Origin of the sequence: Beijerinckia sp. L45 (genome assembly GCF_009765775.1) — a bacterium.
Classification (GTDB): domain Bacteria; phylum Pseudomonadota; class Alphaproteobacteria; order Rhizobiales; family Beijerinckiaceae; genus RH-AL1.
The window spans coordinates 17,731-41,964 of record NZ_LMUU01000029.1 but is presented as its reverse complement, the minus strand read 5'-3'; the positions used below and the strand labels follow the sequence as shown (position 1 = coordinate 41,964).

At 65.6% G+C, this 24,234-nt stretch carries 27 protein-coding genes; 19 read left to right on the top strand and 8 right to left on the bottom strand.

Going from position 1 to position 24,234, the window contains the following annotated elements:
* The coding region (locus GSQ79_RS02585; RefSeq protein ID WP_158807171.1) for an FAD-linked oxidase C-terminal domain-containing protein at positions 1 to 1,258 on the bottom strand (1,258 nt) is incomplete at its 3' end.
* 205 nt (positions 1,259 to 1,463) lie between these two features.
* Between GSQ79_RS02585 and GSQ79_RS02580 the strand changes: the two genes are divergently transcribed.
* The 3 genes from GSQ79_RS02580 (at position 1,464) to GSQ79_RS02570 (ending at position 3,981) form a co-directional block, all read left to right on the top strand.
* Positions 1,464 to 2,579, top strand: coding sequence for an alkene reductase (locus tag GSQ79_RS02580; RefSeq protein ID WP_158807170.1), 1,116 nt, complete (start codon positions 1,464 to 1,466; stop codon positions 2,577 to 2,579).
* A gap of 130 nt (positions 2,580 to 2,709) precedes the next feature.
* Positions 2,710 to 2,973, top strand: coding sequence for a hypothetical protein (locus GSQ79_RS02575; protein WP_158807169.1), 264 nt, complete (start codon positions 2,710 to 2,712; stop codon positions 2,971 to 2,973).
* Between the two features lie 120 nt (positions 2,974 to 3,093).
* Positions 3,094 to 3,981, top strand: a complete 888-nt coding sequence (locus tag GSQ79_RS02570) for a LysR family transcriptional regulator (protein WP_158807168.1) — start codon at positions 3,094 to 3,096, stop codon at positions 3,979 to 3,981.
* Between the two features lie 34 nt (positions 3,982 to 4,015).
* Here the strand turns inward: GSQ79_RS02570 and GSQ79_RS02565 are convergent, their stop codons facing one another.
* A complete protein-coding gene (locus tag GSQ79_RS02565; protein WP_158807180.1) occupies positions 4,016 to 4,225 on the bottom strand; it encodes a BrnA antitoxin family protein in 210 nt (69 codons plus the stop codon).
* Positions 4,226 to 4,337: 112 nt separating this feature from the next.
* Entirely contained in the window at positions 4,338 to 6,506 is a 2,169-nt protein-coding gene (locus GSQ79_RS02560) for a malate synthase G (RefSeq protein ID WP_158807167.1), read from the bottom strand.
* A 180-nt stretch (positions 6,507 to 6,686) separates the two neighbouring features.
* Here GSQ79_RS02560 and bhcR point away from each other — a divergent pair, with 180 nt between their 5' ends.
* Positions 6,687 to 7,538 (top strand): HTH-type transcriptional regulator BhcR, encoded by an 852-nt coding sequence (bhcR, locus tag GSQ79_RS02555; RefSeq protein ID WP_246725056.1) that lies wholly within the window; start codon positions 6,687 to 6,689, stop codon positions 7,536 to 7,538.
* A gap of 162 nt (positions 7,539 to 7,700) precedes the next feature.
* Here bhcR and GSQ79_RS02550 read toward each other — a convergent pair whose 3' ends face one another.
* A complete protein-coding gene (locus GSQ79_RS02550; protein ID WP_158807165.1) occupies positions 7,701 to 8,048 on the bottom strand; it encodes a hypothetical protein in 348 nt (115 codons plus the stop codon).
* Between the two features lie 90 nt (positions 8,049 to 8,138).
* Positions 8,139 to 8,765: an RluA family pseudouridine synthase gene (locus GSQ79_RS02545; RefSeq protein WP_246725061.1), complete on the bottom strand. Its 627-nt coding sequence runs from the start codon at positions 8,763 to 8,765 to the stop codon at positions 8,139 to 8,141.
* A gap of 195 nt (positions 8,766 to 8,960) precedes the next feature.
* Here GSQ79_RS02545 and GSQ79_RS02540 point away from each other — a divergent pair, with 195 nt between their 5' ends.
* The 10 genes from GSQ79_RS02540 to GSQ79_RS02495 all read left to right on the top strand — a co-directional run bounded on the left by GSQ79_RS02540 (position 8,961) and on the right by GSQ79_RS02495 (position 17,813).
* Complete coding sequence (locus GSQ79_RS02540) at positions 8,961 to 9,260, top strand: lipoprotein (protein ID WP_158807164.1); 300 nt, start codon at positions 8,961 to 8,963, stop codon at positions 9,258 to 9,260.
* A gap of 9 nt (positions 9,261 to 9,269) precedes the next feature.
* The gene (lysA, locus tag GSQ79_RS02535) at positions 9,270 to 10,541 is read left to right on the top strand and encodes a diaminopimelate decarboxylase (protein ID WP_158807163.1); all 1,272 of its coding nucleotides are present in this window, start codon (positions 9,270 to 9,272) and stop codon (positions 10,539 to 10,541) included.
* Positions 10,542 to 10,590: 49 nt separating this feature from the next.
* Positions 10,591 to 13,308 carry a TIGR02302 family protein gene (locus tag GSQ79_RS02530; RefSeq protein ID WP_246725055.1) on the top strand — a complete coding sequence of 906 codons (2,718 nt, stop codon included), beginning with the start codon at positions 10,591 to 10,593 and terminating at the stop codon, positions 13,306 to 13,308.
* A 107-nt stretch (positions 13,309 to 13,415) separates the two neighbouring features.
* Positions 13,416 to 13,607, top strand: a complete 192-nt coding sequence (locus GSQ79_RS02525; protein WP_158807162.1) for a twin transmembrane helix small protein — start codon at positions 13,416 to 13,418, stop codon at positions 13,605 to 13,607.
* Between the two features lie 7 nt (positions 13,608 to 13,614).
* Entirely contained in the window at positions 13,615 to 14,202 is a 588-nt protein-coding gene (locus GSQ79_RS02520) for a cob(I)yrinic acid a,c-diamide adenosyltransferase (protein WP_158807161.1), read from the top strand.
* Positions 14,203 to 14,274: 72 nt separating this feature from the next.
* Entirely contained in the window at positions 14,275 to 14,532 is a 258-nt protein-coding gene (locus GSQ79_RS02515) for a type II toxin-antitoxin system prevent-host-death family antitoxin (protein WP_246725054.1), read from the top strand.
* Positions 14,533 to 14,574: 42 nt separating this feature from the next.
* Positions 14,575 to 14,955 (top strand): hypothetical protein, encoded by a 381-nt coding sequence (locus GSQ79_RS02510; RefSeq protein ID WP_246725053.1) that lies wholly within the window; start codon positions 14,575 to 14,577, stop codon positions 14,953 to 14,955.
* Positions 14,956 to 15,084: 129 nt separating this feature from the next.
* Positions 15,085 to 15,837, top strand: coding sequence for an electron transfer flavoprotein subunit beta/FixA family protein (locus GSQ79_RS02505; protein ID WP_158807159.1), 753 nt, complete (start codon positions 15,085 to 15,087; stop codon positions 15,835 to 15,837).
* Entirely contained in the window at positions 15,834 to 16,778 is a 945-nt protein-coding gene (locus GSQ79_RS02500) for an electron transfer flavoprotein subunit alpha/FixB family protein (RefSeq protein ID WP_158807158.1), read from the top strand. The genes GSQ79_RS02505 and GSQ79_RS02500 overlap by 4 nt, the downstream gene beginning before the upstream one ends.
* 159 nt (positions 16,779 to 16,937) lie before the next feature.
* Positions 16,938 to 17,813, top strand: coding sequence for a 3-hydroxybutyryl-CoA dehydrogenase (locus GSQ79_RS02495; protein WP_158807157.1), 876 nt, complete (start codon positions 16,938 to 16,940; stop codon positions 17,811 to 17,813).
* 2 nt (positions 17,814 to 17,815) lie between these two features.
* Here the strand turns inward: GSQ79_RS02495 and GSQ79_RS02490 are convergent, their stop codons facing one another.
* Positions 17,816 to 19,654 (bottom strand): ABC transporter transmembrane domain-containing protein, encoded by a 1,839-nt coding sequence (locus GSQ79_RS02490; RefSeq protein WP_158807156.1) that lies wholly within the window; start codon positions 19,652 to 19,654, stop codon positions 17,816 to 17,818.
* Positions 19,655 to 19,768: 114 nt separating this feature from the next.
* Entirely contained in the window at positions 19,769 to 20,572 is an 804-nt protein-coding gene (locus tag GSQ79_RS02485) for a molybdopterin-synthase adenylyltransferase MoeB (protein WP_174243152.1), read from the bottom strand.
* Between the two features lie 447 nt (positions 20,573 to 21,019).
* Between GSQ79_RS02485 and GSQ79_RS02480 the strand changes: the two genes are divergently transcribed.
* Entirely contained in the window at positions 21,020 to 21,682 is a 663-nt protein-coding gene (locus tag GSQ79_RS02480) for a phosphatase PAP2 family protein (RefSeq protein WP_158807154.1), read from the top strand.
* 75 nt (positions 21,683 to 21,757) lie between these two features.
* Here the strand turns inward: GSQ79_RS02480 and GSQ79_RS30230 are convergent, their stop codons facing one another.
* Positions 21,758 to 22,279, bottom strand: coding sequence for a hypothetical protein (locus GSQ79_RS30230; protein ID WP_368669908.1), 522 nt, complete (start codon positions 22,277 to 22,279; stop codon positions 21,758 to 21,760).
* Here GSQ79_RS30230 and GSQ79_RS30225 point away from each other — a divergent pair.
* The 4 genes from GSQ79_RS30225 to GSQ79_RS02455 form a co-directional block, all read left to right on the top strand.
* Complete coding sequence (locus tag GSQ79_RS30225) at positions 22,274 to 22,600, top strand: DNA-binding protein (RefSeq protein WP_368669907.1); 327 nt, start codon at positions 22,274 to 22,276, stop codon at positions 22,598 to 22,600. The two genes, GSQ79_RS30230 and GSQ79_RS30225, sit on opposite strands and share 6 nt — an antisense overlap.
* Before the next feature lie 96 nt (positions 22,601 to 22,696).
* The gene (locus GSQ79_RS02465) at positions 22,697 to 22,903 is read left to right on the top strand and encodes a hypothetical protein (RefSeq protein WP_158807151.1); all 207 of its coding nucleotides are present in this window, start codon (positions 22,697 to 22,699) and stop codon (positions 22,901 to 22,903) included.
* Complete coding sequence (locus tag GSQ79_RS02460; protein WP_158807150.1) at positions 22,903 to 23,235, top strand: type II toxin-antitoxin system RelE/ParE family toxin; 333 nt, start codon at positions 22,903 to 22,905, stop codon at positions 23,233 to 23,235. The genes GSQ79_RS02465 and GSQ79_RS02460 overlap by 1 nt, the downstream gene beginning before the upstream one ends.
* A 109-nt stretch (positions 23,236 to 23,344) precedes the next feature.
* Positions 23,345 to 24,234 (top strand): argininosuccinate synthase (locus GSQ79_RS02455; protein WP_246725060.1); only part of this gene is annotated, 890 nt, incomplete at its 3' end.

Sequence of the window (24,234 nt, the reverse complement as noted above, 5' to 3'; positions counted from 1 at the left end):
CGACGCAGAGCCGAAGGATGTCGGCGCCGAAGGCTTCAGCCCGCTCGGTGTCGCCGGGTACCGAGGCATCATAGAGGATCAAAGGATGCAGATTGCCGTCACCGGCGTGAAACACATTGGCGACGCGCAGACCATGGATCTGCGCGAGCTCGTCCATGCGCGTCAGCACGTTGGAAAGCTGCGAGCGCGGGATCGTCCCGTCCATGCAAAGGTAATCCGGGCCGATCGCGGCGACGGCCGGAAAGGCGTTCTTGCGCCCCTGCCAGAATTGCAGCCGCTCCGCCTCGCTGGTCGAGACCTTGATGGTCGTCGCGCCCATCTCGCGGGCAATCTCCGACACGCGGTCGATGAGATGATCGACCTCGGCGGCCGTGCCGTCGAGCTCGGCGATCAGCAGGCTGGCGGCGTCCCTGGGATAGCCGCAGGGCTGGTAGGATTCTGTGGCGAGGATCGACGCCTGGTCCATCATCTCCATGCCGCCGGGGATGATGCCGCGGGCGATGATCTCGGCGGCGCAGTCGCCGCCGGCCTGCACACTCGGGAAGCCGAGCAGCACGCCGCGCGCGACTTCCGGTTTCTTCAGGATGCGCACCGTCACCTCGGTGACGACACCGAGCAGGCCTTCGGAGCCCGTCATCACGCCGATGAGGTCGTAAAGGTCGGTGTCGAGGTGCTTGCCGCCGAGACGGATCACGTCGCCGCCCATCAGCACCATCTCGATGCCCAGGATGTTGTTGGTGGTGAGCCCATACTTCAGACAGTGGATGCCGCCGGAATTTTCGGCGACATTGCCGCCGATCGAGCAGGCGATCTGCGACGACGGGTCCGGCGCGTAGTAAAAGCCTTCGCCCTCGACCGCGCGGGTGATGGCTAGGTTGGCGACCCCCGGCTGCACCACGGCGCAGCGGTTGGCGTAGTCGATTTCCAAGATCTTGTTGAACTTGCCCATGGCGAGCAGGATGCCGTCTTCGAGCGGCAGCGACCCGCCGGACAGCGAGGTCCCGCCGCCGCGCGGCACCACCTTGACGTTAAGCTCGGCGGCGACCGCCATGATCTGCGAAACCTGCTCGACGGTTTCCGGCAGCACCACCACCATCGGCAGCTGCCGGTACATCGTCACCGCGTCGCACTCGTAGGGGCGCATCTGTCGCTCGTCCGAGAGCACGTTGCCCGGCCGGACGATCGCCTCGAGACGCGCGACGATCGTCGCGCGCTGGTCGAGGATCGCGGCTTCCGGGAGAGGCATCATAAGCGACATGGCAGGGCCCGCGGTTGAACGGCTGGAATGCACCTTCCCCAAGGCAATGGCAAGATGAGCGAAGGGCGAGGTCGCGGTGCCATCCGCCTCGAGCTTGACGGTGGCAACCGAACCGGCGCCGCGGGGTTGTGCCTCCGAGCGCCACCAGAGCGCGACGCTAGCGCATGAGCCGCAGGCGAAAACGTCCCCCACATCAAGGATTTCCATGTCGTCGACCAGTCCCGTCTTGCAGCCTGTCACCATCGGTGACCTTGCGCTGAAGAACCGCATCGTCATGGCGCCGCTGACCCGCAGCCGCTCCTCCTCGCAGGGTGTGCCGCCGGTGTTCGCAGGCGACTACTACGCGCAGCGCGCCAGCGCCGGCCTGATCATCACCGAGGCGACCAACATCTCGCCCCAGGGCGTCGGATACGCCCTGACGCCCGGCATCTGGTCTGACGCGCAGGTCGAAGCCTGGACGCAGGTGGTGAAGACGGTTCACGCCAACGATGGGCGCATCTTCATGCAGCTCTGGCACACCGGCCGGATCTCGCACCCCGACGTGCAACCGAACCATCAGCTGCCGGTGTCGGCCTCCGCGATCAAGCCGACCGGCCAGGCCTTCACCGAAACCGGTATGAAGGATCATGTGACGCCCCGCGCGCTGGAGACCGACGAGATCCCTGGCATCGTCGAGGATTATCGCAAGGCTGCGGCCAACGCCAAGCGCGCCGGCTTCGACGGCGTCGAGGTGCATAGCGCCAACAACTACCTGCTGGAGCAATTCATCCGCGACTCGACCAACAAGCGCACGGACCAGTACGGCGGGTCGGTGGAGAATCGCCTGCGCTTTCCGCTCGCCGTGGTGCGTGCAGTGCTCGACGTCTGGGGCGGCGGCGCGCGCGTCGGCATCCGCATCTCGCCCGCGACGACCATGCCCGGCGAGACCCCGCTCGACAGCGATACGCAGGGAACTTACGGCGCCTATGTCGACGAACTGAGCAAGCTCGGCCTGCTCTACGTTCACGTTATCGAGGGCATCACCCAGCAGAGCCGCGGCAGCGATGACGTCGACTTCCACAATCTGCGCGATCGCTTCAAGGGCGCCTTCATCGACAACAACAACCTGACGCTCGATCTTGCGACCAAGCGCCTGGCCGCCGGCGAAGCCGACCTGTTCTCCTTCGGTCGGGCCTATATCGCCAATCCCGATCTCGTCGACCGCCTGCGGTCCGGTGCCCCACTCGCCGACGCCCCGAAGGCCTATTGGTATGGCGGCGGCGCGACCGGCTACTCGGACTGGCCGGGCATGAGCGGCACGGTCGTCATCAAGAAGGGCTGAAAATCGGACGCGCGGCCAAAATGTTCCGTGCCGCGCGCCATACGCAAATCGTCTGATCAGAGCTTGAATGGCGTATTGGCTTGCTGGCTCCGCCCTCCTTATCTCCTGTCTACAAGACGAGGAGAGACACATGAAAACCATCATCACTGCTGCCGCAGCTGCTGCCATCCTGTTCGGCGGTGCCGCTGTCGCCAACGCTGCATCAAGCAACGACCGCGTTTCGGTTATTCCGTACAGCGCGAACTATGTCGCGGTCTATACTGGGCGTTCCGCGTCGCTTGGGCGGTTTACCAAGACCCCGGACGGCAACTTCAACTCGACGCGAAGCCTGCTGGAAGGCACGTCGTCGGGTGACGGCAGCGGCCCATACGCCGGCAGCCCGAACGGCGGCTAACCGAACTCAGGTAAAACAGAAAAGAGCCGCCTTGAAGGGCGGCTCTTTTGCGTTAGGACTGCGCGCACGCCGCCATGCGACCGCTCGGGTAGGCAGGCGTTCGAACCACGGTCTCACCTCATGGAATTGCGTCATATCCGGTACTTCCTCGTCGTGGCCGAGGAGCTGAACATGACGCGTGCCGCGGCAAAACTGGGCATGGCCCAGCCGCCGCTCAGCCAGCAGATCAAGGACCTTGAAGCCGAAGTCGGCGCCCTGCTGTTTCACCGCGTGGCGCACGGCGTCGAACTCAGCGAAGCCGGCCGCGCCTTCCTCGCCATGGTGGAGACGATTCCCACCCAGACCGAGCGGGCAAAATTCGCGGCGCAGAGTGCCTCGCGCGGGGAGATGGGCTCGCTGCAGGTCGGCCTCAGCGGCTCGGGCGTCTTCAGCACGCTGGTACCGGCCGTGATCCGCGCGTTCCGCAACCGCTATCCGCGCGTCGAGGTCGGCCTCGAGGAACGCAACAGCGCCGAGCTGATCAAGGGGCTGCGCGACAACGAGCTCGATGTCGTCTTCCTGCGGCCGGGAACGGAACCCGTGGCGGGCCTGCAGATGGATATCGTGTCGGAAGAACCGCTACTTGCCGTTCTCCCGGCCGGTCATCCCGCAGCACAACGTCCCGACTTCAGCCTAAGCGCCATGCGTGACGACAGGTTCATTTTGTTTCCGCGCACCATCGGACCGCTGTTCGATTCGGTGATGTCGGCGTGCCGCAACGCGGGGTTCGAGCCGGTACTGGGCCAGCCGGCCTTCCACATCGGCTCGATCGTCACCCTTGTGGCAGCGGAGCTCGGCGTCTCGATCGTGCCGTCGTCGATGCGGCAACTGCACCATGACGGGGTCACGTTCCGCGACCTGCCCGACGACGTCCCCTCGATCAAGCTCGCCATCGCCCGCCGCCGCGGCGACACGTCGCTCGCGGTGCGGAATTTCGTGAGCCTGGCGTTGCACGATGCGACCGGCTGAGGGATTTTGTGCGGACGGTTCGCGCAATCACCGCTCAAGCCTTCGTTTGTAGTTTCGCCGCCTGACGCAGAAGACCATTGACGCGTCCCTGCCATCCCGAGCCAGTCGCGCGATAAAAAGCAACGACGTCGGCATCAAGCCGCATCGTCGTTCTTTCTTTCGGGTGTTCCCCAAAAGGGCGGCCGCGTTTGACGGGTTTGCCATTTTCATGCAGCACGGCGTTATCGAATAACGCGTCTGTCAGCTTCAGACGACGATCACCATTCGACCGCGGAGAAACCCGACGGTGACGATCCGGACCTCGCCATAGTCAAGGCGCGCATGGACTGGTCTCACACGCACCGTTTGATGTTCGGTCAAGCCGCCTTCAACGCCTTCGCCTCGCGACGGCGTGCGTGCAAAATGAACTCGGTATAGCCGTTCGGCTGCTCGCGGCCTTTGAACACCAGATCGCAGGCCGCCTTGAACGCCGGTCCGTCGAATTTCGGCGCCATCGGCGTGTAGAGCGGATCCTTGGCGTTCTGCTTGTCGACCACCGCGGCCATGCGCTTCAGCACCTCCATGACTTCGTCTTCGGTGACGATGCCGTGGAGCAGCCAGTTGGCGATGTGCTGCGAGGAGATCCGCAGCGTCGCGCGGTCTTCCATCAGGCCGATATCGTTGATGTCGGGCACCTTGGAACAGCCGACGCCCTGGTCGATCCAGCGCACGACGTAGCCGAGCAACCCTTGCGCGTTGTTGTCGAGCTCCTGCTTCACCTCTTCCGGCGCGAAGTTGGAATTCGCCAGGGGAATCGTCAGCAGGTCGGTCAGTTCGGCCGGCTTGCGGGCGCGCAGCGCCAGCTGCCGCTCGGCGACGTTGACCTCGTGATAGTGCAGCGCGTGCAGCGTGGCCGCGGTCGGCGACGGCACCCAGGCGGTGTTGGCGCCGGCTTCCGGATGCGCCTTCTTCATCGCGCGCATCAGCGCCATCTGATCGGGCGCCGCCCACATGCCCTTGCCGATCTGCGCCCGGCCGGGCAGCCCACACGCGAGACCGACGTCGACGTTGAGATCCTCGTAGGCCGCGATCCACGGCGTCGACTTCATGACGTTCTTGCGGACCATCGGCCCGGCTTCGATGGATGTGTGGATCTCGTCGCCGGTGCGGTCCAGAAAGCCGGTGTTGATGAAAGCCACGCGATGCGTCGCCGCCTGGATGCAGGCCATCAGGTTGGCGCTGGTGCGGCGCTCCTCGTCCATGATGCCCATCTTGATCGTGTAGCGGTCGAGCTTGACGACGTCTTCCACGCGCTCGAACAGCGCATCGGCGAAAGCCACCTCTTCCGGCCCGTGCATCTTCGGCTTGACGATGTAAATCGAGCCGGCGCGACTGTTGTGGAACGGCTGGTTGCCGAACAGGTCGTGGCGGGCGATCAGGCACGACACGGCAGCATCCAGCAAGTTCTCAGGAATTTCCTGGCCCTGCGCGTCAAGCACGGCATCGGTGAACATGTGGTGGCCGACGTTGCGGATCAGCATGAGGCTGCGACCCGGCAGGCGCAGCTCGCCGCCCTTGGCGCTCTTGTAGACGCGGTCGCCAGAAAGCGTGCGATGCACGATGTCGCCGTTCTTCTCGAATTCTTCGCGCAACGTCCCCTTCATCAGGCCGAGCCAGTTGCGGTAGACCAGCACCTTGTCGCCGGCATCGACCGCGGCGACGGAGTCTTCCATATCCATAATCGTCGAGATCGCGGACTCGATCACCACGTCCGACACGCCGGCCGGATCGGTCTTGCCGATCGGATGCGCGCGATCGATGACGATCTCCATGTGCAGGCCGTTGTTGGCGAGCAGAATGGCGTTGGGCGTGCTGCCCATGCCGCGATAGCCGACGAAGCGATCGGCATGGACGAGGCCAGTGTCGCCGGATTGCGCCGTCGAGGCGACGAGACGGCCGGCCTCGATGCGATAGGCCGTGACGTCCGCGTGCTTGCCGCGCAAGAGCGGCGCAGCGAGGTCGAGCGCCGCCTTGGCCTCGGCAACGACGCGCGCGCCACGCACCTTGTTGTAGCCCGGGCCGCGCTCGGCGCCGCCTTCGTCGCGGATCGCGTCCGTTCCGTAAAGCGCGTCGTAGAGGCTGCCCCAGCGCGCGTTGGCGGCGTTGAGGGAGTAGCGGGCGTTCGACATCGGCACGACCAGCTGCGGACCGGCGATGGTGGCGAATTCCTCGTCGACATTGTCGGTGAGGATCTGCTGCGGCCGGGGCGACGGTAGGAGATAACCGATGTCTCGCAAGAATTTCATGTAGGCGGGCTGGTCGACGGGCTTCGAGCGGTTCTCGCGGTGATAGGCGTCGAGCTTGGCCTGCAGCCGGTCGCGATCGGCGAGAAGCGCCCGGTTCTTCGGCGAAAAGTCGGCGACGATGCCGGCGAAGCCTTCGAAGAATTCGGCTTCTTCTATGCCCGATCCCGGCAGCGCTTCGGTCACGATGAAATCATAGAGCGCTTGCTCGATCCGCAGGCCATTCTTTTCGATCATCGTCATGCAAGCCAACTCCCAGCGGCGACCTTAATCCGCCGCGCGCCGCCAAAATGGCGCTGGCGCGCAGCGCTGTCAATTTTTCCGAAAACGTTTTCCAAAATACCGTCGAAATAATGCTAGAGCTTGATCCCGCTCAGGTTTTGGTTTTCCCTTTTAGAGATCCTCGGCAGAATGGAAAAAGATTTGCCTGCCTCTTTTGCCTCGCACCCCGCGGCGCCGCGGCTTCGCGGCCGCCCGCGCGCGGTGCAGGCCGCCGACCCGACCTCGGTCCAGGCGCTCGATCGCGCTTTGGCGCTTCTGGAAATTTTGGCCCAGTCCGACGGCATCGCGCTCTCCAACCTGTCGCAGCGGGCCAAACTCGCGCCGTCCTCCGCCTATCGCCTGCTGACCACGCTCGCCGCGCGCGGCTTCGTCGAGTTTCTGGAGCGCGACCAGCAATGGGCGATCGGCGTCGAGGCGTTCCGCACCGGCATGGCCTTTCCCCGCCGCTACTCCATCGCCACCGTCGGCCGCGGCATCATGCAGGAGCTGATGCACACGACCGGCGAGACCGCCAATATCGCGATCTTTGAAAACGGCGAGATCGTCTTCGTCTCCCAGGTCGAGAGCCAGGAGCCGATCCGCGCCTTCTTTCGGACGGGCGAGCGACGGCCGGCGCATGCCTCGGGGATCGGCAAGGCGCTGCTGGCGGAGATGCCTCGCGCGGCCGTCGAAACCATCGTCGCCAGCAAGGGCCTGGCGCGGTTCACGGAAAAAACCATCGTCGCGGCGGAGCCGCTGTTCGCCAACCTGGCGCTGACCCATGTCCGCGGCTGGGCGCTCGACGACGAAGAGCGTAACGCCGGCATGCGCTGCATCGCCGCCGCGGTGTTCAACGAGTTCGGCGATCCCGTCGCCGGCGTTTCGATTTCGGGCCCCGTTGCGCGGCTTGACGATGCCGCGGTGGCGCGGCTCGGCCCGATGGTCACGGCGGGCGCGGCCGAGATCACGCGGCTGATCGGCGGCGTGGGGTTGCCGCGGGCGGGCGCGACGTAGGGGGCCACAAATGTCATCCTGGCCGGCGCAACGCGCCGAGCCGGGATCCATGAAAACGTGGATGCAGGAAGGGGCTGCATCGTGGTGGTCTTGCCGTCCAGCCGGTGTTCATGGATCCCGGCTCTCCGCTTCGCTCCCGCCGGGATGACATTGCGGCAACCCTTACCGCCGATGCGGCCGCATACACGGCCGCTTGTGCTTGTCCTTCACGTCGGCGATCGCATCGAGCATCTTGTAGAGATCGTCGATGGCCTTGTGCTCGACCTCGGTCAGATCCGTCGGCGGATGAAAATGCTTGAGCAGCACGATCAGCGCGTCGCCGATCCGCCCGAGTTGCTTGCCGTAGGAGGCGACGTCGGTCAGCGCCTCGCCCTCGACCTTCGGCTCCGAGGACTGGCCGATGGTGATGTTGATCAGGCCGTACTGGCTTCCGACCGGGCTGAACAGCGAGGTGAACGGGCTGATCTGCTGACTGACGTCGCCCGAAAAAGGCAGCTTGAACATCGGCATGGTGGGCCTCCCAGTCGATGCCTTGGGCGGCATCGTTCCGATGACTGTGCATCAGCGCGAGCGGAACCGAAAGCGCCGGGTTCTGCGGGGCTAAACGCCGTCGAACGCGGCCAGCGCCGCCGCCATATGCGCCGGCGCCGGCGCCTCGACCGCAATCGGCCCCTTGTTCTTGTAGAGCGGCACGACGATCGAGCGCGCATGGAGATGCAGGCGCGGGGCGCTGGCGGTGCCGCTGCCATAGATCGGATCGCCGAGGATCGGAAAGCCCTGGCTGGCGCAGTGGACCCGGAGCTGGTGGGTACGCCCGGTCAGCGGCTCCAGCGCCAGCAGCGTCAGACCCTCCGCCCGGCCGAGTACGGTGAAGCGGGTCTGCGACGGCTGGCCGGCGACATCGACCTTCATCCACCAGCCGCGCTCGGCGTCGAGCCGCCCGAGCGGCAGGTCGATCAGCCCGGCGTCGGTTTCAGGGCCGCCCTCGACCACCGCCCAATAGGTCTTGGAAATCTTGCCCTGCTTGAACAGCAGGCCGAGCTTTTCCGTCGCCTTGTGGTGGCGGCCGAGCACGAGACAGCCGGAGGTGTCGCGGTCGAGCCGATGCGCCAGGGCCGGGCGGCGCGGCAGGCCGAAGCGCAGGCCGTCCAACAAATCTTCGAGATTGAGACCGCCGCGCGGGCCCTGGTGCACGGCGATGCCGGCCGGCTTGTCGATCACCAGCATCAGCCCGTCGCGGTACAACAGGCGATCGGTGATGCCCTGCTCGGTGAAAGGTCGGTCGAGCGGCGCTGGCGCAACATCGTTCAGCATCATGTCCATCGCATCTTCGCCTCAGCGTCCGATTTCGATATAGGTCGGTTTCCGGTATAGCTGACCGGCATCGGAGTCGGTTCATTGGGTCACGCGTCACCATCTCGCATGTTTTTCGTCCTGGTTCTCCTTGGAAGCGTCGCGCTGAGCGGCTGCGGCCGCCGGGGTCCTTTGGAGCTGCCCCCAGGTACGCCCGGTCAGCCGGCCGCGGAGAACACGACGACTCTCGCCGACAAGCAGGCCGCCGCCTTCAACGAAGCGGCGCCGCCCGGCGTCATCCAGAGCCCTAACCAGGTCGTGCAGGTCGACAAGACGAGCGCGCAGCTCGCCGCCCAGCCGCCGGAGCGCGCGATCAACGCGCCCCGCCCCGCCAAGGCCAGCACCTTTCTCCTCGATCCCCTGCTCTGATCGGCCGCCATGCACCACTTTGCTTTGAAGAACGGCGTCCTCCACGCTGAGGACGTCGATCTGTCCGTGCTGGCCGACACGATCGGCACGCCGTTCTACTGTTATTCCACCGCGACCCTGACCCGGCACTACGAGGTCTTCAAGGCCGCCTTCGGCGCGCTCGACACGCTGGTCTGCTACGCCGTCAAGGCCAACTCCAACCAGGCGGTGCTGGCGACGCTGGCAAGGCTCGGCGCCGGCATGGACGTCGTGTCCGAAGGCGAGCTGCGCCGCGCCCGCGCCGCCGGCGTCCCGGGCAATCGCATTACCTTCTCCGGCGTTGGCAAGACGGCGCAGGAAATCGCCTACGCGCTCGACGAAGACATCCTCTGCTTCAACGTCGAGTCGGAGCCGGAACTGGCGATGCTCTCCGAGATCGCCTCGGCCAAGGGGCGAACGGCCCGGATCGCTTTGCGGGTCAACCCCGATGTCGACGCGCTGACCCATGCCAAGATCGCGACCGGCAAGGCCGAGAACAAGTTCGGCATCCCGATCGAGCGCGCCCGCGCGGTCTATCGCGAGGCGGCCAAGCTGCAGGGCATTCTCGTCAGCGGCGTCGACATGCATATCGGCTCGCAGATCACCGATCTCGCGCCCTTCGACACGGCCTTCACGATCCTCGCATCCTTTCTGGATGAGCTGCGCGCCGACGGCCACCCGATCGATCACGTCGACCTCGGCGGCGGCCTCGGCATTCCGTATCGGCAAGGCGAGGACCCCGACAGCTACCATCCCGACCGCTATGCGGCGGTGGTCAAGGCGCGGCTCGGCCACCTGCCCTACCGCTTCATCTTCGAGCCCGGCCGGCTGATCGTCGGCAACGCCGGAATTCTTATGACGAGCGTCATCTTGGTGAAGGCCGGCGAAGCGAAGACCTTCGTAGTCGTCGACGCGGCGATGAACGACCTGATCCGCCCGACCCTCTACGAGGCGCATCACGAGGTGGTGGCCGTGACCGAGGCGCCGGCCGACCGCCCGAGCGCCACCGTCGACGTCGTCGGCCCGGTCTGCGAGACCGGCGACTATCTGGCGCAGGGGCGGATCATGCCGCTGCCGCAAGCCGGCGAACGGCTCGCCGTGATGTCGGCCGGCGCCTATGGCGCGGTGCAGGCCGGCACCTACAACACGCGGCTCCTCGTGCCGGAGGTGCTGGTCAATGGCGCGGACTACAGCGTCGTCCGGCCGCGGCCCTCCTATGACGATTTGATCGGGCTCGACAAACTTCCGGCTTGGTTGCGATAACTGATGCAGCGTCGGCCTTCGCTTCGAGGGACCGGCCGGAGCTCCTGGATTGACAGACCCAGCCGATAAGGCCGCGACGCCGAAGACTGATAAGGCCAAGATCGTGAAGACCTCCCGCGATCCGGCGCAGGTCCGGCTCAATCGTCTCGTTGGCTACGCCATGGCCACCCACGTCTGGGAGCGGCTGTGGCGCGCGCTGATCCCACCGCTGGTCGTCGTCGGCCTGTTCCTCTGCGTCTCTTGGCTCGGCGTATGGATGGAGATGCCGCATGTCGCGCGGCTCCTCGGCGTCGGCCTTTTCGGCCTGCTGCTTCTCGCCTCGCTCATCGGTCTCCGGCATGTCGCCCCGCTGTCCCGCGCCGCTGCGCTGAAGCGAATCGACCAGGCTTCCGGCCTCGGCCATCGTCCGGCCTCGGTGCTCGACGACAGGCTCGCCAATGCCGGGACCGATCCGGCAACCGCGGCTTTATGGGCGCTGCATCGCCGCCGCGCCGAGGGCCAAGCGAAGAATCTCAAAGCCGGACGGCCGTCGCCCCGCGCGGTCGAGGTCGATCGCTATGCCCTGCGCGCCGGCATCCTGGTCGCCCTGATCGCCTGCGGCTTCGTGGCCGGGTCCGAGCGTTACGCCCGGACCGTGGCGGCCTTCGACTGGGGTCTGACGGGCGCCGAAGGGCCGGGCTATCGGCTCGACGCCTGGATCGACCCGCCGCCCTATACCGGCAAGCCGCCGGTGTTGCTCGATCTCGCCTCCGCCGCGGCGCGCGACGAAGAGCATCCGCTGCGCATCGAGGCGCCGGCGGGCTCGACGGTGATCGTCCGCTCGGCCGGCGGCAGCGCCGAGGTGGAGACCAGCGGGCCGCTGATGCCGCCGCCCGTCAAGGATGCCAAGCCCGGCGACAAGGCGCCCGCACCCCAGGTCGCCGGCGACACCGACCAGCGCTTCATATTGCATGGCGATAGTCATATCGTTCTGAGGCACGGCGGCGAACTACGCGGCACCTTCGATCTGACCGCGATCGCCGACAAGCCACCGGTGATCATGCTGCGGGAACTCCCCAAGGCCAACGCCCGCGGCTCGTTGACGCTCGCCTATACCGCAGGCGACGATTATGGCGTCTCCGCCGCGGAAGCGGTCTTCGCCGATCCGAAGATCGACGGCGTCCCGGCGCCAGGCCCCTCGCTCGTCGATCCGCCGAAGATGGCGCTGTCGATTCCCGCGACGCAGAACGCACTCGGCGATGGCGAGACGACGGGCGACCTGTCCGAGCACCCCTGGGCCGGCGCACGGGTAACGATGACGCTGGTCGCCCATGACGAGGGCGGCAACGAAGGCCGCAGCGAACCCGTCGAGATCACCTTGCCGCAAAAGCCCTTCGCCAACCCACTCGCGCGTGCGCTTGTCGAGCAGCGCCGCAATCTCGTGCTGGACCCCGAACACCGCGCCACGGTGCAAGCGGCGCTCGCGGCGCTGATGATCGAGCCCGAGGCCTTCAAGACCTCGACCGCCGTCTATCTCGGCCTGCGCTTTGCGAGCGACAGCCTGGCCAACGCCCGCGGCAAGGCGGATCTCGTCGCGGTGGCGGATTTCCTCTGGGGCATGGCGCTGCAGCTCGAAAACGGCGATCTCTCCGATGCCGAACGCGCCTTGCGCGCCGCCGAAAAGGACCTGCGCGACGCCATCGACCGCAAGGCGCCCGAGGCGGAAATCAAGAAACTGACGGACAACCTGCAAGCGGCCATGGACAAGTTTCTAAGCGAACTCGCCCAACAGCAGCAGCGCGACGACCAGAAAGATGCCGATGCCCAGCCGGGCAAGGGCAAGACGATCTCGCAGAAGCAGCTGCAGGCGCTTCTCGACAAGCTGAAGGAGGCTTCGCGCTCCGGCAACAAGGAAGAGGCGAAGAAGGCTCTCGAAGAGCTGCAGGACCTGCTGGAAAACCTCAAAACCGCGAAGCGCCAGAAACCCGATCCCAAGGCGCGCGCGATGGCGCAGGCGCTCAACGAACTCGACCAGATGACCCGCGACCAGCAGGACCTGCGCGACCAGACGTTTAAGGACGGCCAGGACAACGCCGACCAGCTGCCGCCGCCGCCGCGCCATAACAAACCGCCCAACAGTCAGGCGCAGCGCGGCCAGCAGCCGGGGCAGCAGGGCGACAATCCCGACGACGCCGAAGATCAGGCCGACGCCGCTCCGGACGATGGCGACCCGAGCGGCATGCCGCGCCCCGGGGCCCCCAGCCAGGACCAGAAGGACGCGCTGCAGAAGCGCCAGAAAGACCTGCGCGACCGCCTCGACAGCGTGCAGAAGAAGCTGAAGCAGGCCGGCCAGGGCCAGGACGGGCTCGACGAGGCCAACAAGGCGATGCAGGAGGCGGAGGATGCGCTGGCGCAGGGCCAGGGCAGCCGCGGCGAAGCCGTCGACGACCAGGGCAAGGCTTTGGAGGGTATGCGCAAAGGCGCCAAAAAGCTCGCCGAGGCGATGCAGAAAGGCGAGGACGGCGAAGGCCAGGGCCAAGGCGAGGTCGACAAGGACGGCCAAGGCGAGAAGGGGTCGCAGGAGGGCCAGCAGGCCGGCGATGCCGATCCGCTCGGACGGCCCCGGGGCGGCAACCCATTCAACAGCAAATCGAAGTTCGACCCGATGGGCGAGCCGGCCGCGCAACGCGCCCAGCGCGTGCTCGAGGAGCTGCGCCGCCGCCTCGGCGATCCGTCACGCTCCCGGGAGGAAACGGATTATCTGGAGCGCCTGCTCCGGCCCTATTGAGGCATGATGTCCCGGCCCTCCGACCAGTGCCGGTCTGGCGCCGGGCGCGCGGGCCGTGCTAGCCCTTCGACATCGCGCCAGGCGCGGCTTTAGAGAAAAGACCTCGCATGCATTCCCCCGGCAGCATCCTTGTCGCCATCGCCGTCGCGGCCGTCGCCATCGTGCTCTTCATGGGGCTCGGCAACATGCTGCGCGGCGGCAATCCGAACCTGTCGCAGAAGCTCATGCGCTGGCGCGTCGCGCTGCAGTTCGTCGCGATCGTCATCATCATGGGCGTGCTGTTCTTCCGCCATAACTGAGGACGTCATGGTCGTTTTGAACCGCATCTACACCAAGACCGGCGACGCCGGCACCACCGCGCTCGGCAGCGGCGAACGCCGGCCGAAGAACGACCTGCGCATCGAGACCTACGGCACCGTCGATGAGGCCAACAGCGCGATCGGCATCGCTCGCCTGGCCACCGCAGCCGACCCGGCGCTCGCCGATCTCGACGCGATGCTGCTGCGCATCCAGAATGACATGTTCGACCTCGGCGCCGACCTCTGCACGCCGGATCGCGGCGAGCCCCTGGGCTACGAGCCGCTGCGCATCATCGACGCGCAGGTGGAGCGCCTCGAGGCCGATATCGACATTCTCAATGCCGAATTGCAGCCGCTGCGCTCCTTCGTCCTGCCGGCGGGCACGCCGGCGGCGGCCAACCTGCATCTCGCCCGCACCATCGCACGCCGCGCCGAGCGGCTGCTCGTCGGCCTGATCGCGACGCCGAACGAACCGGTCAGCGCGCCAGCGCTGAAATACCTGAACCGGCTGTCGGATTTCCTGTTCGTCGCGGCGCGCTACGCCAACCACAAGCAGGGTGGCGACGTGCTGTGGGTACCGGGGAAGTATCGGTAGACGGCACCCTGAAAAAGCCGTGGGATGGCATACACTGGGGTATGACCCGCCCCCCAGTAGCAAAGTGTGACAATGATGCTGAAAACAAGCGCACCAGAGTTTCAACGTCGTTTCGACGAATTTAGGAATCAGGCGCGCCGCGAGCCGTTGGAGATATCGCGCCTCGGACAGCGCGACTTGATCCTGATGTCGGCAGAGCATTATGATTGGCTTAAAGCATCCGCGCAGCGCTCGCATAAAACTGGAGACGCATCGGCCAGCATCATCGACGCGGTCGAACGTGCAGAAATGGACCCGGCTCACAAGGGTCTGGACGATTTACTGATCTGACGATTGGCAATGGTCATTCCAGAGCCGAGGCCAGGTCTTGTCATGCGTTACGATTATCTTTGGTCGCGCGAAGCAATCGCGGGGCGAATTCAAGGGAAAGATCGACCGGTCTGCCTCGTAGCCGCAAGCGCCGCGTTACCGAACTATGTTGTCCTGCTGCCAATAACGCAATCGCAGCCCATACATCCGACGATCGGCATCGCCATTCCGTCAAAGATCGGCCGAGCGATAGGTTTGGACGAACAGCCAAGCTGGGTTGTCGTCTCCGAGTATAACGTCGATGAATGGCCTAATGCAGGATTGTCTGCAGCGTCATCAAAGACGTTCGCCTATGGCTACATTCCGCCGGGCTTGTTCGCAGCAGTCAAGGTAGCGTTCCTCGATCTAGCGCGGCAAGGCGCTCCTGGGCGGATCAATCGCTGATAGAATTATGGTTTCGGCCGAAGGACGAGGGCCCGCCGCGTCCCACCCGCGTTGACTTGCCCCGATACCCTGATTACGAACCCCGCGTGACGAGCCTGCGGCTCAGCCGCCCCTCGTGGAGCCTCCATTTTGAAAATCCTGGTCCCTGTTAAACGCGTCGTCGACTACAACGTGAAGATCAGGGTCAAGGCCGACGGGTCGGGCGTCGAGCTTGCCAACGTCAAGATGTCGATGAACCCGTTCGACGAGATCGCGGTCGAGGAAGCGCTGCGATTGCGCGAAGCCGGCAAGGCCAGCGAGATCATCATCGTCTCCATCGGCCCGCAGCAGGCGACCGAAACCATCCGCAACGGCCTCGCCATGGGCGCCGACCGCGGCATCCTGGTGAAGGTCGACGGCCCGGTCGAGCCGCTCGCCGTCGCCAAGATTTTGAAGGGCATCGCGGACGCCGAAGCGCCCGGTCTGATCATCCTCGGCAAGCAGGCGATCGACGACGATTGCAACCAGACCGGCCAGATGCTCGCGGCGCTGCTCGGCTGGGGCCAGGGCACCTTTGCCTCCAAGCTGACGATCGACGGTGACACCGCCGAGATCACCCGTGAGGTCGACGGCGGCGCGCAGACGCTGAGCCTGAAGCTGCCGGCCATCGTCACTACCGACCTGCGCCTCAACGAGCCGCGCTACGCCTCGCTGCCCAACATCATGAAGGCCAAGAAGAAGCCGATCGCCGAGACCGCGCCCGCAAACTATGGCGTCGACACGACGCCTCGGCTTACCGTGCTGAAGACCACGGAGCCGCCGACGCGCAAGGCCGGCATCAAGGTGGCGAGCGTCGACGAACTCGTGAACAAACTCCGCAACGAGGCAGGTGTGCTGTCATGACGACCCTCCTCCTCGCCGAAGTCCAGGACGGCGCGCTCGTCGACGTCACCGCAAAGGCGCTGACCGCCGCGAAGGCGCTCGGCGCGCCCGTCCATATTCTCGTCCCGGGCCAAAACATCGGCGAAGCGGCCAAGACGGCTGCCGCGTTCGACGGCGTGGAAAAGGTGCTCGTCGCCGACGATGCGGCGCTCGCCCATGGCCTTGCCGAGCCCTTGGCCGCGCTGCTCGTGACCATGGCGCCTCACTATGGCGCCATCGTCGCGGGCTCGACGGCCTCCGCGAAGAACGTGCTGCCCCGCGTGGCCGCCCTGCTCGACGTGATGCAGATTTCGGACATCATCAAGGTCGTGTCGTCGGATACGTTCGAGCGGCCGATCTACGCCGGCAACGCGATCCAGACCGTGCAGTCGGCGGACGCGATCAAGATCATCACCGTGCGCACCGCCTCGTTCCAGGCGACCGCCGCGGGCAGCACGGCGGCGCCGATCAAGCCCGTCTCCGGCGCGACCGACGCCGGCCTGTCCGTGTTCAAGGGCGACGCGCTGGCGCACTCCGAGCGCCCGGATCTCACCGGCGCCAAGATCATCGTCTCCGGAGGCCGCGCCGTCGGCACGGCGGAAAACTTTACCAGCCTCATTATCCCGCTGGCCGATGTGCTGGGGGCCGCCGTCGGCGCCTCCCGCGCGGCGGTGGATGCCGGCTACGCGCCGAACGACTGGCAGGTCGGGCAGACCGGCAAGATCGTCGCGCCGGATCTCTACATCGCCGTCGGCATTTCCGGCGCCATCCAGCATCTCGCCGGCATGAAGGACTCGAAGGTGATCGTCGCGATCAACAAGGACGAAGAGGCGCCGATCTTCCAGGTTGCCGATTACGCGCTTGTCGGCGATCTCTTCACCATCGTCCCGGCGCTGACGGAGGCGCTCGGCAAGAAGGGCTGAGAGCGCCGCCGTAAACCGCGTTCGAAGCTTCCGGAGAAATTTCGTTCAATTTGTCCGGAACATCCACTAGATCAAGCTACAGGGTCGCGCGGAAGTCTTTCTTAGCTTTTGGCGCTCCCAATGTGGCGTTGCGTATCGAGCTTGAAGCGGACTGAACCCATGAACATCGAAAAGGTCGGCATCGTCGGCGCGGGTCAAATGGGGGCGGGCATCGCGCAGGTCTGCGCGCTGGCCGGGATCGATGTTCTCCTCAACGACGTCAGCGACGACAAGATTCAGAAGGGTCTCGCCTGGATCGCCGGTGCGCTCGCCAAGCTCGTCGAGAAGACGCAGCTGGAGGAGAGCGCCAGCACCGAGGCCTTGGCCCGCATCAAGCCGGCCCTGGACTTCAAGGCTTTTTCCGATTGTGACCTCGTCATCGAGGCGGCCTCGGAAAACGAAGACGTCAAGCGCAAGATCTTCGCCGCGATCTGTCCGTCGTTAAAACCCGAGGCGATGCTCGCCTCCAACACCTCGTCGATATCGATCACCCGCCTCGCCTCGGTCACCGACCGGCCGGAGCGGTTCATCGGCATCCACTTCATGAACCCGGTCTACAAGATGCAGCTCGTCGAGCTGATCCGCGGCATCGCGACCGAGGACGTGACCTTCGAAGCCGCCAAGGGGCTGATCGTGCGCCTCAACAAGGTCGCGACGGTGTCGGAGGATTTCCCGGCCTTCATCGTCAACCGCATCCTGCTGCCGATGATCAACGAGGCGATTTATACGCTCTACGAGGGCGTCGGCTCGGTCGAGTCGATTGATACCGCCATGCGGCTCGGCGCCAACCACCCGATGGGCCCGCTGCAGCTCGCCGACTTCATCGGCCTCGATACCCTGCTCTCGGTGATGCAGGTGCTGCACGAGGGTCTGGCGGACTCGAAGTACCGCCCCTGCCCGCTTTTGGTGAAATATGTCGAGGCCGGCTGGCTCGGCCGCAAGACCCAGCGCGGCTTCTACGACTACCGCAGCGGCACGCCGGTCCCGACGCGATAAAACTACTCCGCCGCGTCGCGGCCTTCGCGCATCGCCTCAGCCCCGGTCTCGAACTGCAGCCGGGCCAGGCGCGCATAAAGCCCGTCCTTGGCCACCAGCGTACGGTGTGTGCCTTCCTCGACGATGCGTCCGGCGTCCATCACCAGGATGCGGTCGGCCTTGAGCACCGTGGCCAGCCGATGCGCGATGACCAGCGTGGTCCGCGTCGCCATCAGCTTTTCCAGCGCGCCCTGCACCAGGATCTCGTTTTCCGCGTCGAGGGCGGAGGTGGCCTCGTCGAGCAGCAGCACCGGAGCGCTCTGCAGGATGGCGCGGGCGATGGCGAGGCGCTGGCGCTGGCCGCCGGATAGCGTCACGCCGCGCTCGCCGAGCATCGTGGCATAGCCTTCCGGCAGCAGGCGGATGAACCCATCGGCGGCGGCCTGTTCAGCGGCGCGGCGCACCGCCTCGTCGCTGGCCTCCGGCATGCCGTAGCGGATGTTGTCGGTGACGCTGGCGCCAAAAATCACCGGATCCTGCGGCACGCTCTTGATGTGGCGGCGAAGATCCGCCGGGTCGAGCGTGCGGATATCGAGCCCGTCGTAGAGAATGCGCCCGAACTGCGGATCGTAGAAGCGTAGCAGCAGCTGGAACAGGGTGGTCTTGCCGGCCCCCGACGGCCCGACGATCGCGACGGTCTCGCCCGGCGCGATCTTGAACGACAGATTGTGCAGCGCGCGATCCTCGCCGCGCGTGGGATAGGCGAAGACGACGCCCTCGAAGCTCACGGCACCCTGCGCCGTCGCCGGCAGGGCCACGACGGGCGTCGGCGCGACGATGACGGGCCGGACCGCCAGAAGCTCGCCGATGCGGCCGGCCGCGCCGGCTGCGGTCGATACCTCGTTCCACACTTCGCTCAGCTGGCCGAGCGAGCTGGCGCCGAGCACGGCATAGAGCACGAACTGCGAGAGCTGGCCGCCGGTCATCCGCCCGAGCAGAACGTCATGGGCGCCGAGCCACAGCACGCCGACGACGCTGGAAAAGATCAGCATGATGACCACGCCGGTCAGAATGCTGCGCGCCGCGATGGCGTTGCGGGACGCGGCGAAGGCGTCCTCCACCGCAGCGGCAAAGCGCGCGGCCGTGGTCGCCTCGGCATTATAGGCCTGCATGGCGCGGACGGCGCCGAGGCTCTCGGCGGCATAGGCGGTGGCCTCCGCCAGCGTGTCCTGCGCGGCACGCGACCGGCCTTTGACCGTCCGGCCCGAGGCGACGAGCGGCAGCACGATCAGCGGCAGCACGCCCAGCACGAAAGCCGAGAGTTTTGGGCTGGTATAGATCATCAGCCCGATGGCGCCGAGGAATAGGAACAGGTTGCGCAGCGCCAGCGAGGCCGAGGAGCCGAAGGCCGACTTCATCTGCGTCGTATCGGCGGTGAGCCGCGACACTAGCTCGCCGGTCCGCGCGGTGTCATAAAATACCGCGTCCAGCCGGGTGAGATGCTGGAAGACGTCGGCGCGGAGGTCGGCGACGATGCGCTCACCGAGCGTCATGACGAAGAAATAGCGGCCGCCCGAAGCCACCGCGAGCACGGCGACGACGCCGATCATCGCCAGGAAGTAGGAGTTGATGAGCCCGGCGCTGTCCTGCGAGAAGCCGAAATCGACGATGCGGCGGATCGCGACCGGCACCACCAGGGTCGCGGCGGACGCGACGGTCAGCGAGATCAGGGCGCCGAAAATGCGGCCCTTGTAGCGGAGCGCGTAGGGGAGGATCGGCAGCAGCGTGCGCACGTTCGTCTTGCGCTTCGCCTTGGCGGCTGGGTCGATCGGGTCGGTCTCGGTCTGGATCACATCGGTCATGGCGTGTTTATAATGCTTCCAGGTCGGGAGATCGACCTTCTATGTCGCGCCCCGTGGCAAATGCCAAGGGTGGCGACCGTCCGGCAAAGGAGCGATGCTTAAACGCGCATGCTCTCAGGCCTGTGCGAGGCGGCCCTCGCCATCGTTTTGCGTTGTCCCGTTCAACGGATTGTCCGGGTCCCAGCCATAGCGCAGCGTCTCGAAGCGCATCGCCATCGCGTCGATGAGCAGGAGCCGCCCGACGAGCCCTTCGCCGAAGCCGACGATCTCGCGCATCACCTCCATCGCCATCATCGCGCCGAGCATCCCGGTCAAGGCGCCGAGCACGCCGGCCTCGGTGCAGCTCGGCACGCTGCCCTCCGGCGGCGGCTCGGGAAACAGGCAGCGATAGGTCGGGTTCGGCGCGCCGCTTGTGCCAGCCTCGAAGGGGCGGAGCGTGGTCAGCGAGGCATCGAACGAGCCGACGGCAGCGGTCACCAGCGGCTTGCCCTCGTAAAAACAGGCGTCGGAGACGGCGTAGCGGGTGGCAAAGTTGTCCGACCCGTCGGCGACGATGTCGTAGCCGCGCACCAGCTGCCGGGCATTCGCGGCGCTAAGCCGCAAAGACCGTGTCTCGACCACGACATGCGGGTTGAGTCTGCCGATCGCATCCGCGGCGCTGTCGATTTTCGGGCGCCCGACGTCGGGCGTGCCGTGGATCACCTGCCGTTGCAGGTTGGAGAGCGAGACGATGTCGTCGTCGACGAGGCCGAGCGTCCCGACGCCGGCCGCGGCCAGATATTGCAGCAGCGGCGCCCCGAGCCCCCCCGCGCCGATGACCAGGACGCGGGCCTGTTGCAGCTTGTTCTGGCCGGGTCCGCCGACGCCATGCAGCACGATGTGGCGGGCGTAGCGCTCGATTTCCTGGGGGGTCAGCATGGGCAAGGGTTTAGCGGATCGAGGGGCCTGGGGGAAGGCGCGGGCTTTATCCTCACCCTCGGAGAGGGGGGAGGGGGACCGCCGAAGGCGGTGGAGGGGGTCCTGTGTCCTTTCGGATACAATCGCGAACGCAGACCCATCATTTTCGCGTCACCATGCGTCACGCGTCACCCTTTTATTGACGCCCGGAGCACGCCAACATGAGCGCTGCACCATGACGCATCAAGGGCCGCAGGCCGCCGCGATCGGGGCAACCTGACGTGTCCCCGTCGCGGAGGGGTCCGATGGGCTGCGGCGAGGCAAAATTGTCAGGGCTCTATCCGGGCCGTACGACGCGGCGCCCCCTCCACCATGCTCCGCATGGTCCCCCTCCCCCACGGCTGCGCCTAGGAGAGGATCGCCGCCGTCGAGACTTGGCGCTCCCGCAGCATTCGACGACAAGGGTTTATGACCAAAACGCTTCTGATCGGCGCGGCTTTGTGTGCCGCCGCCCTCCTCGTTCTCGCGCTCTATCCCGCCTTCGACCTCGACGTCGCCCGGCAGTTCTACGAGCCGCCGCACCATTTCGTCGCCGACACGCCGGCCGGCACCGTCGCGCGCTATGCCGCCTGGATCGGGCCCTTCGTCCTCGTCGTCGGTCTGACGATGGCCGGCATCGCGGCCTACGCCGGCGTCTGGCCGCTCCGCTGGGCGCCCCGCCCGCGCAGTCTCGTATTCCTCGTCCTGTCCTTCGCCCTGTCGCCGGGCCTGCTGGTCTACGGCACGTTCAAGCCGCTCGCCCATCGGCCGCGGCCGCACAGCGTCGTCGAACTGGGCGGCGCTGATACATTCCGCCCCTTCACCCGCTTCGATGGCGCCTGCACCCACTCCTGTTCATTCCCCTCGGGCGAGACGGCGGGATCGCTGTGGACGATCGCCCCGGCGAGCCTCGTGCCCCTGCCCTGGCGCGGCGTCGCGATCGCCGCCGCCATCCTCTTCGGTGCCGCCACCGGCCTGCTGCGCATCGCCTTCGGCGGCCACTTCTTGTCCGACGTCTTGGGCGCCGCGTTCTTCACGCTGCTGTCGGTGTTTTTCGCGCGGTGGGTGGTGCTGCGGAAGCGGGAGCTGTGAGATCCTAAGCCTCAGCTGTTGTCCAAAACTAGAATTTGTTGTACACGTGGCCGTCTTCAGGTCCGGCGCAAGCGGTTAGGACGTTGGAACATGGTCACACTCAGCCGAGGACGACACGCCGCCATCCTCGATGCCGCGGCAAAGGATGGCCTGCTGGCGAATAAAACCGGGCGCATCACAGGCCGCGTCAGCCCAGCCCTCGTTGATCGGGCAAAAAAGGCGACAGGCATCGAAGCTGATACGGCATTGATCGAATATGCTCTCGCCAACCTTGCCGTCGACGACCATTTTGGCGAAGCCCTGGTCAAGGCTCGTGGTACGGTCGACCCTGCTTTGACGCTTGATTTCTAATTGCCGGCCTTTGACTTCGACGCTTCGCTCCGGTGGTTTCGCGGCGCCAAATCGACCACGCTGTCGCGCCGCGACGACCGCGATCTGCCTTTTATAAAGCTTGAGGCCGACGTCGGCCCGACCCTGCTGTTGGATACCTGCGTCTATATTGATCAACTGCAGGACAAGACGCCCGAGATCTTGGACGACCTGTTCCAAAAGCGCCATCTTTGCCATTCCATAATCGCGCTTCAGGAACTTATGCATACGATCGGCCGGCTCGACCCGAGCGACAAACGGACCGCTGGCGTTGTCAAAACGATCAGCGCTCTCATCAGGGCGATGCCGGCGCACCGGATTTTCGCCCCCGATCCCGACACGCTCGCCAAGGCCGCCTTGATGGCTGGTTTGATGTGCCGGCTGCTAAGCTATGCTGAGGACAAGCGTATGAAGGCGCTGCACGACTGTATTCTGTTCCTTCAGGCGCAAAAAGGCGGTTTCGTGCTTCTCAGCCGGAACATCGTGGATTTCGATTACATGCTGCAGCTCTGGCCCGAAGGCCGAATTCTGATGTACCGGCAGCGGTAAGTCATGGTGGTCAGCGCTTCGGAGGCGGGACATAAAGGGATAGAACCTTGATTGGCGATGCGCTCAGGCGCATTTTGCCGGCAATGGAGTTCGATAATGACCGAACGCGAACTGACGCTGGCTGAAGAAGCGGAACGTCTGGCGGCCCGCCTAGGATACGCTTTAGACGACTTTCGTGCCAATGGGCCCGCGCCGCGTGACAGCGTGGCCGCCGTTCTCACGAAGCATGATCAGCTTCACGCAGAACAGCAGAAGGCCGACCTTCTTGTGAAGACAGAGGCCGTTCGGAGCACGCGGCGTTAATGCCTAACGAGACGTTCCCGGCTGATGATGTCCCGGGAAATCTTACGAGAGCGGCGCTATCCGATCTCGACCACATTCTTGAGATCAGCCGAACGCGATGGCCCGGCACCTATCAAAGCTTTCGCGATACGCTGCTGAATCATTTCCGTCGTATCGAAGACGGCGCCTCGCTCGGTCACGTCCGCGACGATGTTAAAATAGGAGTGATCGTCAAGTTCATTGCCGTGCATCCGTCTCAGTACATCATTGCCTATGATGAAGAGGAGCGGGTGGTCCTCGCAATTCTCCCCGGCAAGCGAGACTTGCCAAAGCTGTTCGCCGCCAAGCGTTGATCGCAGCCCGCCCCACCTTGTCATCCCCCCGTCCCGCCCCTAAGAGCCGGGGCACCGTCCTTGCACGTCGCCGTGCCCCGGCCGCCCATCGCCAACGCATGAGTTTTTGATGTCCGCTCCAAACAAAGAATCCATCAAGCGCGTCGTCCTCGCCTATTCCGGTGGGCTCGACACGTCGATCATCCTGAAGTGGCTGCAGACGACCTATGGCTGCGAGGTGGTCACCTTCACCGCCGATCTCGGCCAGGGCGAGGAGCTCGGGCCGGCGCGCGACAAGGCGATCATGCTCGGCATCAAGCCGGAGCACATTTTTGTCGAAGACCTTCGCGAAGAATTCGTGCGCGACTACGTGTTTCCGATGTTCCGCGCCAACGCGCAGTACGAGGGCCTCTACCTGCTCGGCACCTCCATCGCCCGGCCGCTGATCTCCAAAAAACAGATCGAGATCGCACGGAAGGTCGGCGCCGACGCGGTGTCCCATGGCGCCACCGGCAAAGGCAACGACCAGGTGCGCTTCGAGCTCGCCTATTACGCGCTGGAGCCGGACATCAAGGTCATCGCGCCCTGGCGCGAGTGGGATCTGACGTCGCGCACCGCCCTGCTCGACTTCGCGGAAAAGAACCAGATCCCGATCGCCAAGGACAAGCGTGGTGACGCGCCGTTTTCCGTCGACGCCAACCTGCTGCACGCCTCCTCCGAGGGCAAGGTGCTGGAAGACCCGGCGGAAGAGGTGCCGGAGTACGTCTACAGCCGCACCATCTCCCCCGAGTCCGCGCCGGATCAGCCGACCTACATCACCATCGACTTCGAGCACGGCGACCCCGTCGCCATCGACGGCAACCCGCTGTCGCCGGCGACGCTCCTCGCCAAGCTCAACGAGCTGGCGCGGGCCAACGGCATCGGCCGGCTCGACCTCGTTGAAAACCGCTTCGTCGGCATGAAGAGCCGCGGCATGTACGAGACCCCCGGCGGCACCATCCTGGCGGTGGCGCATCGCGG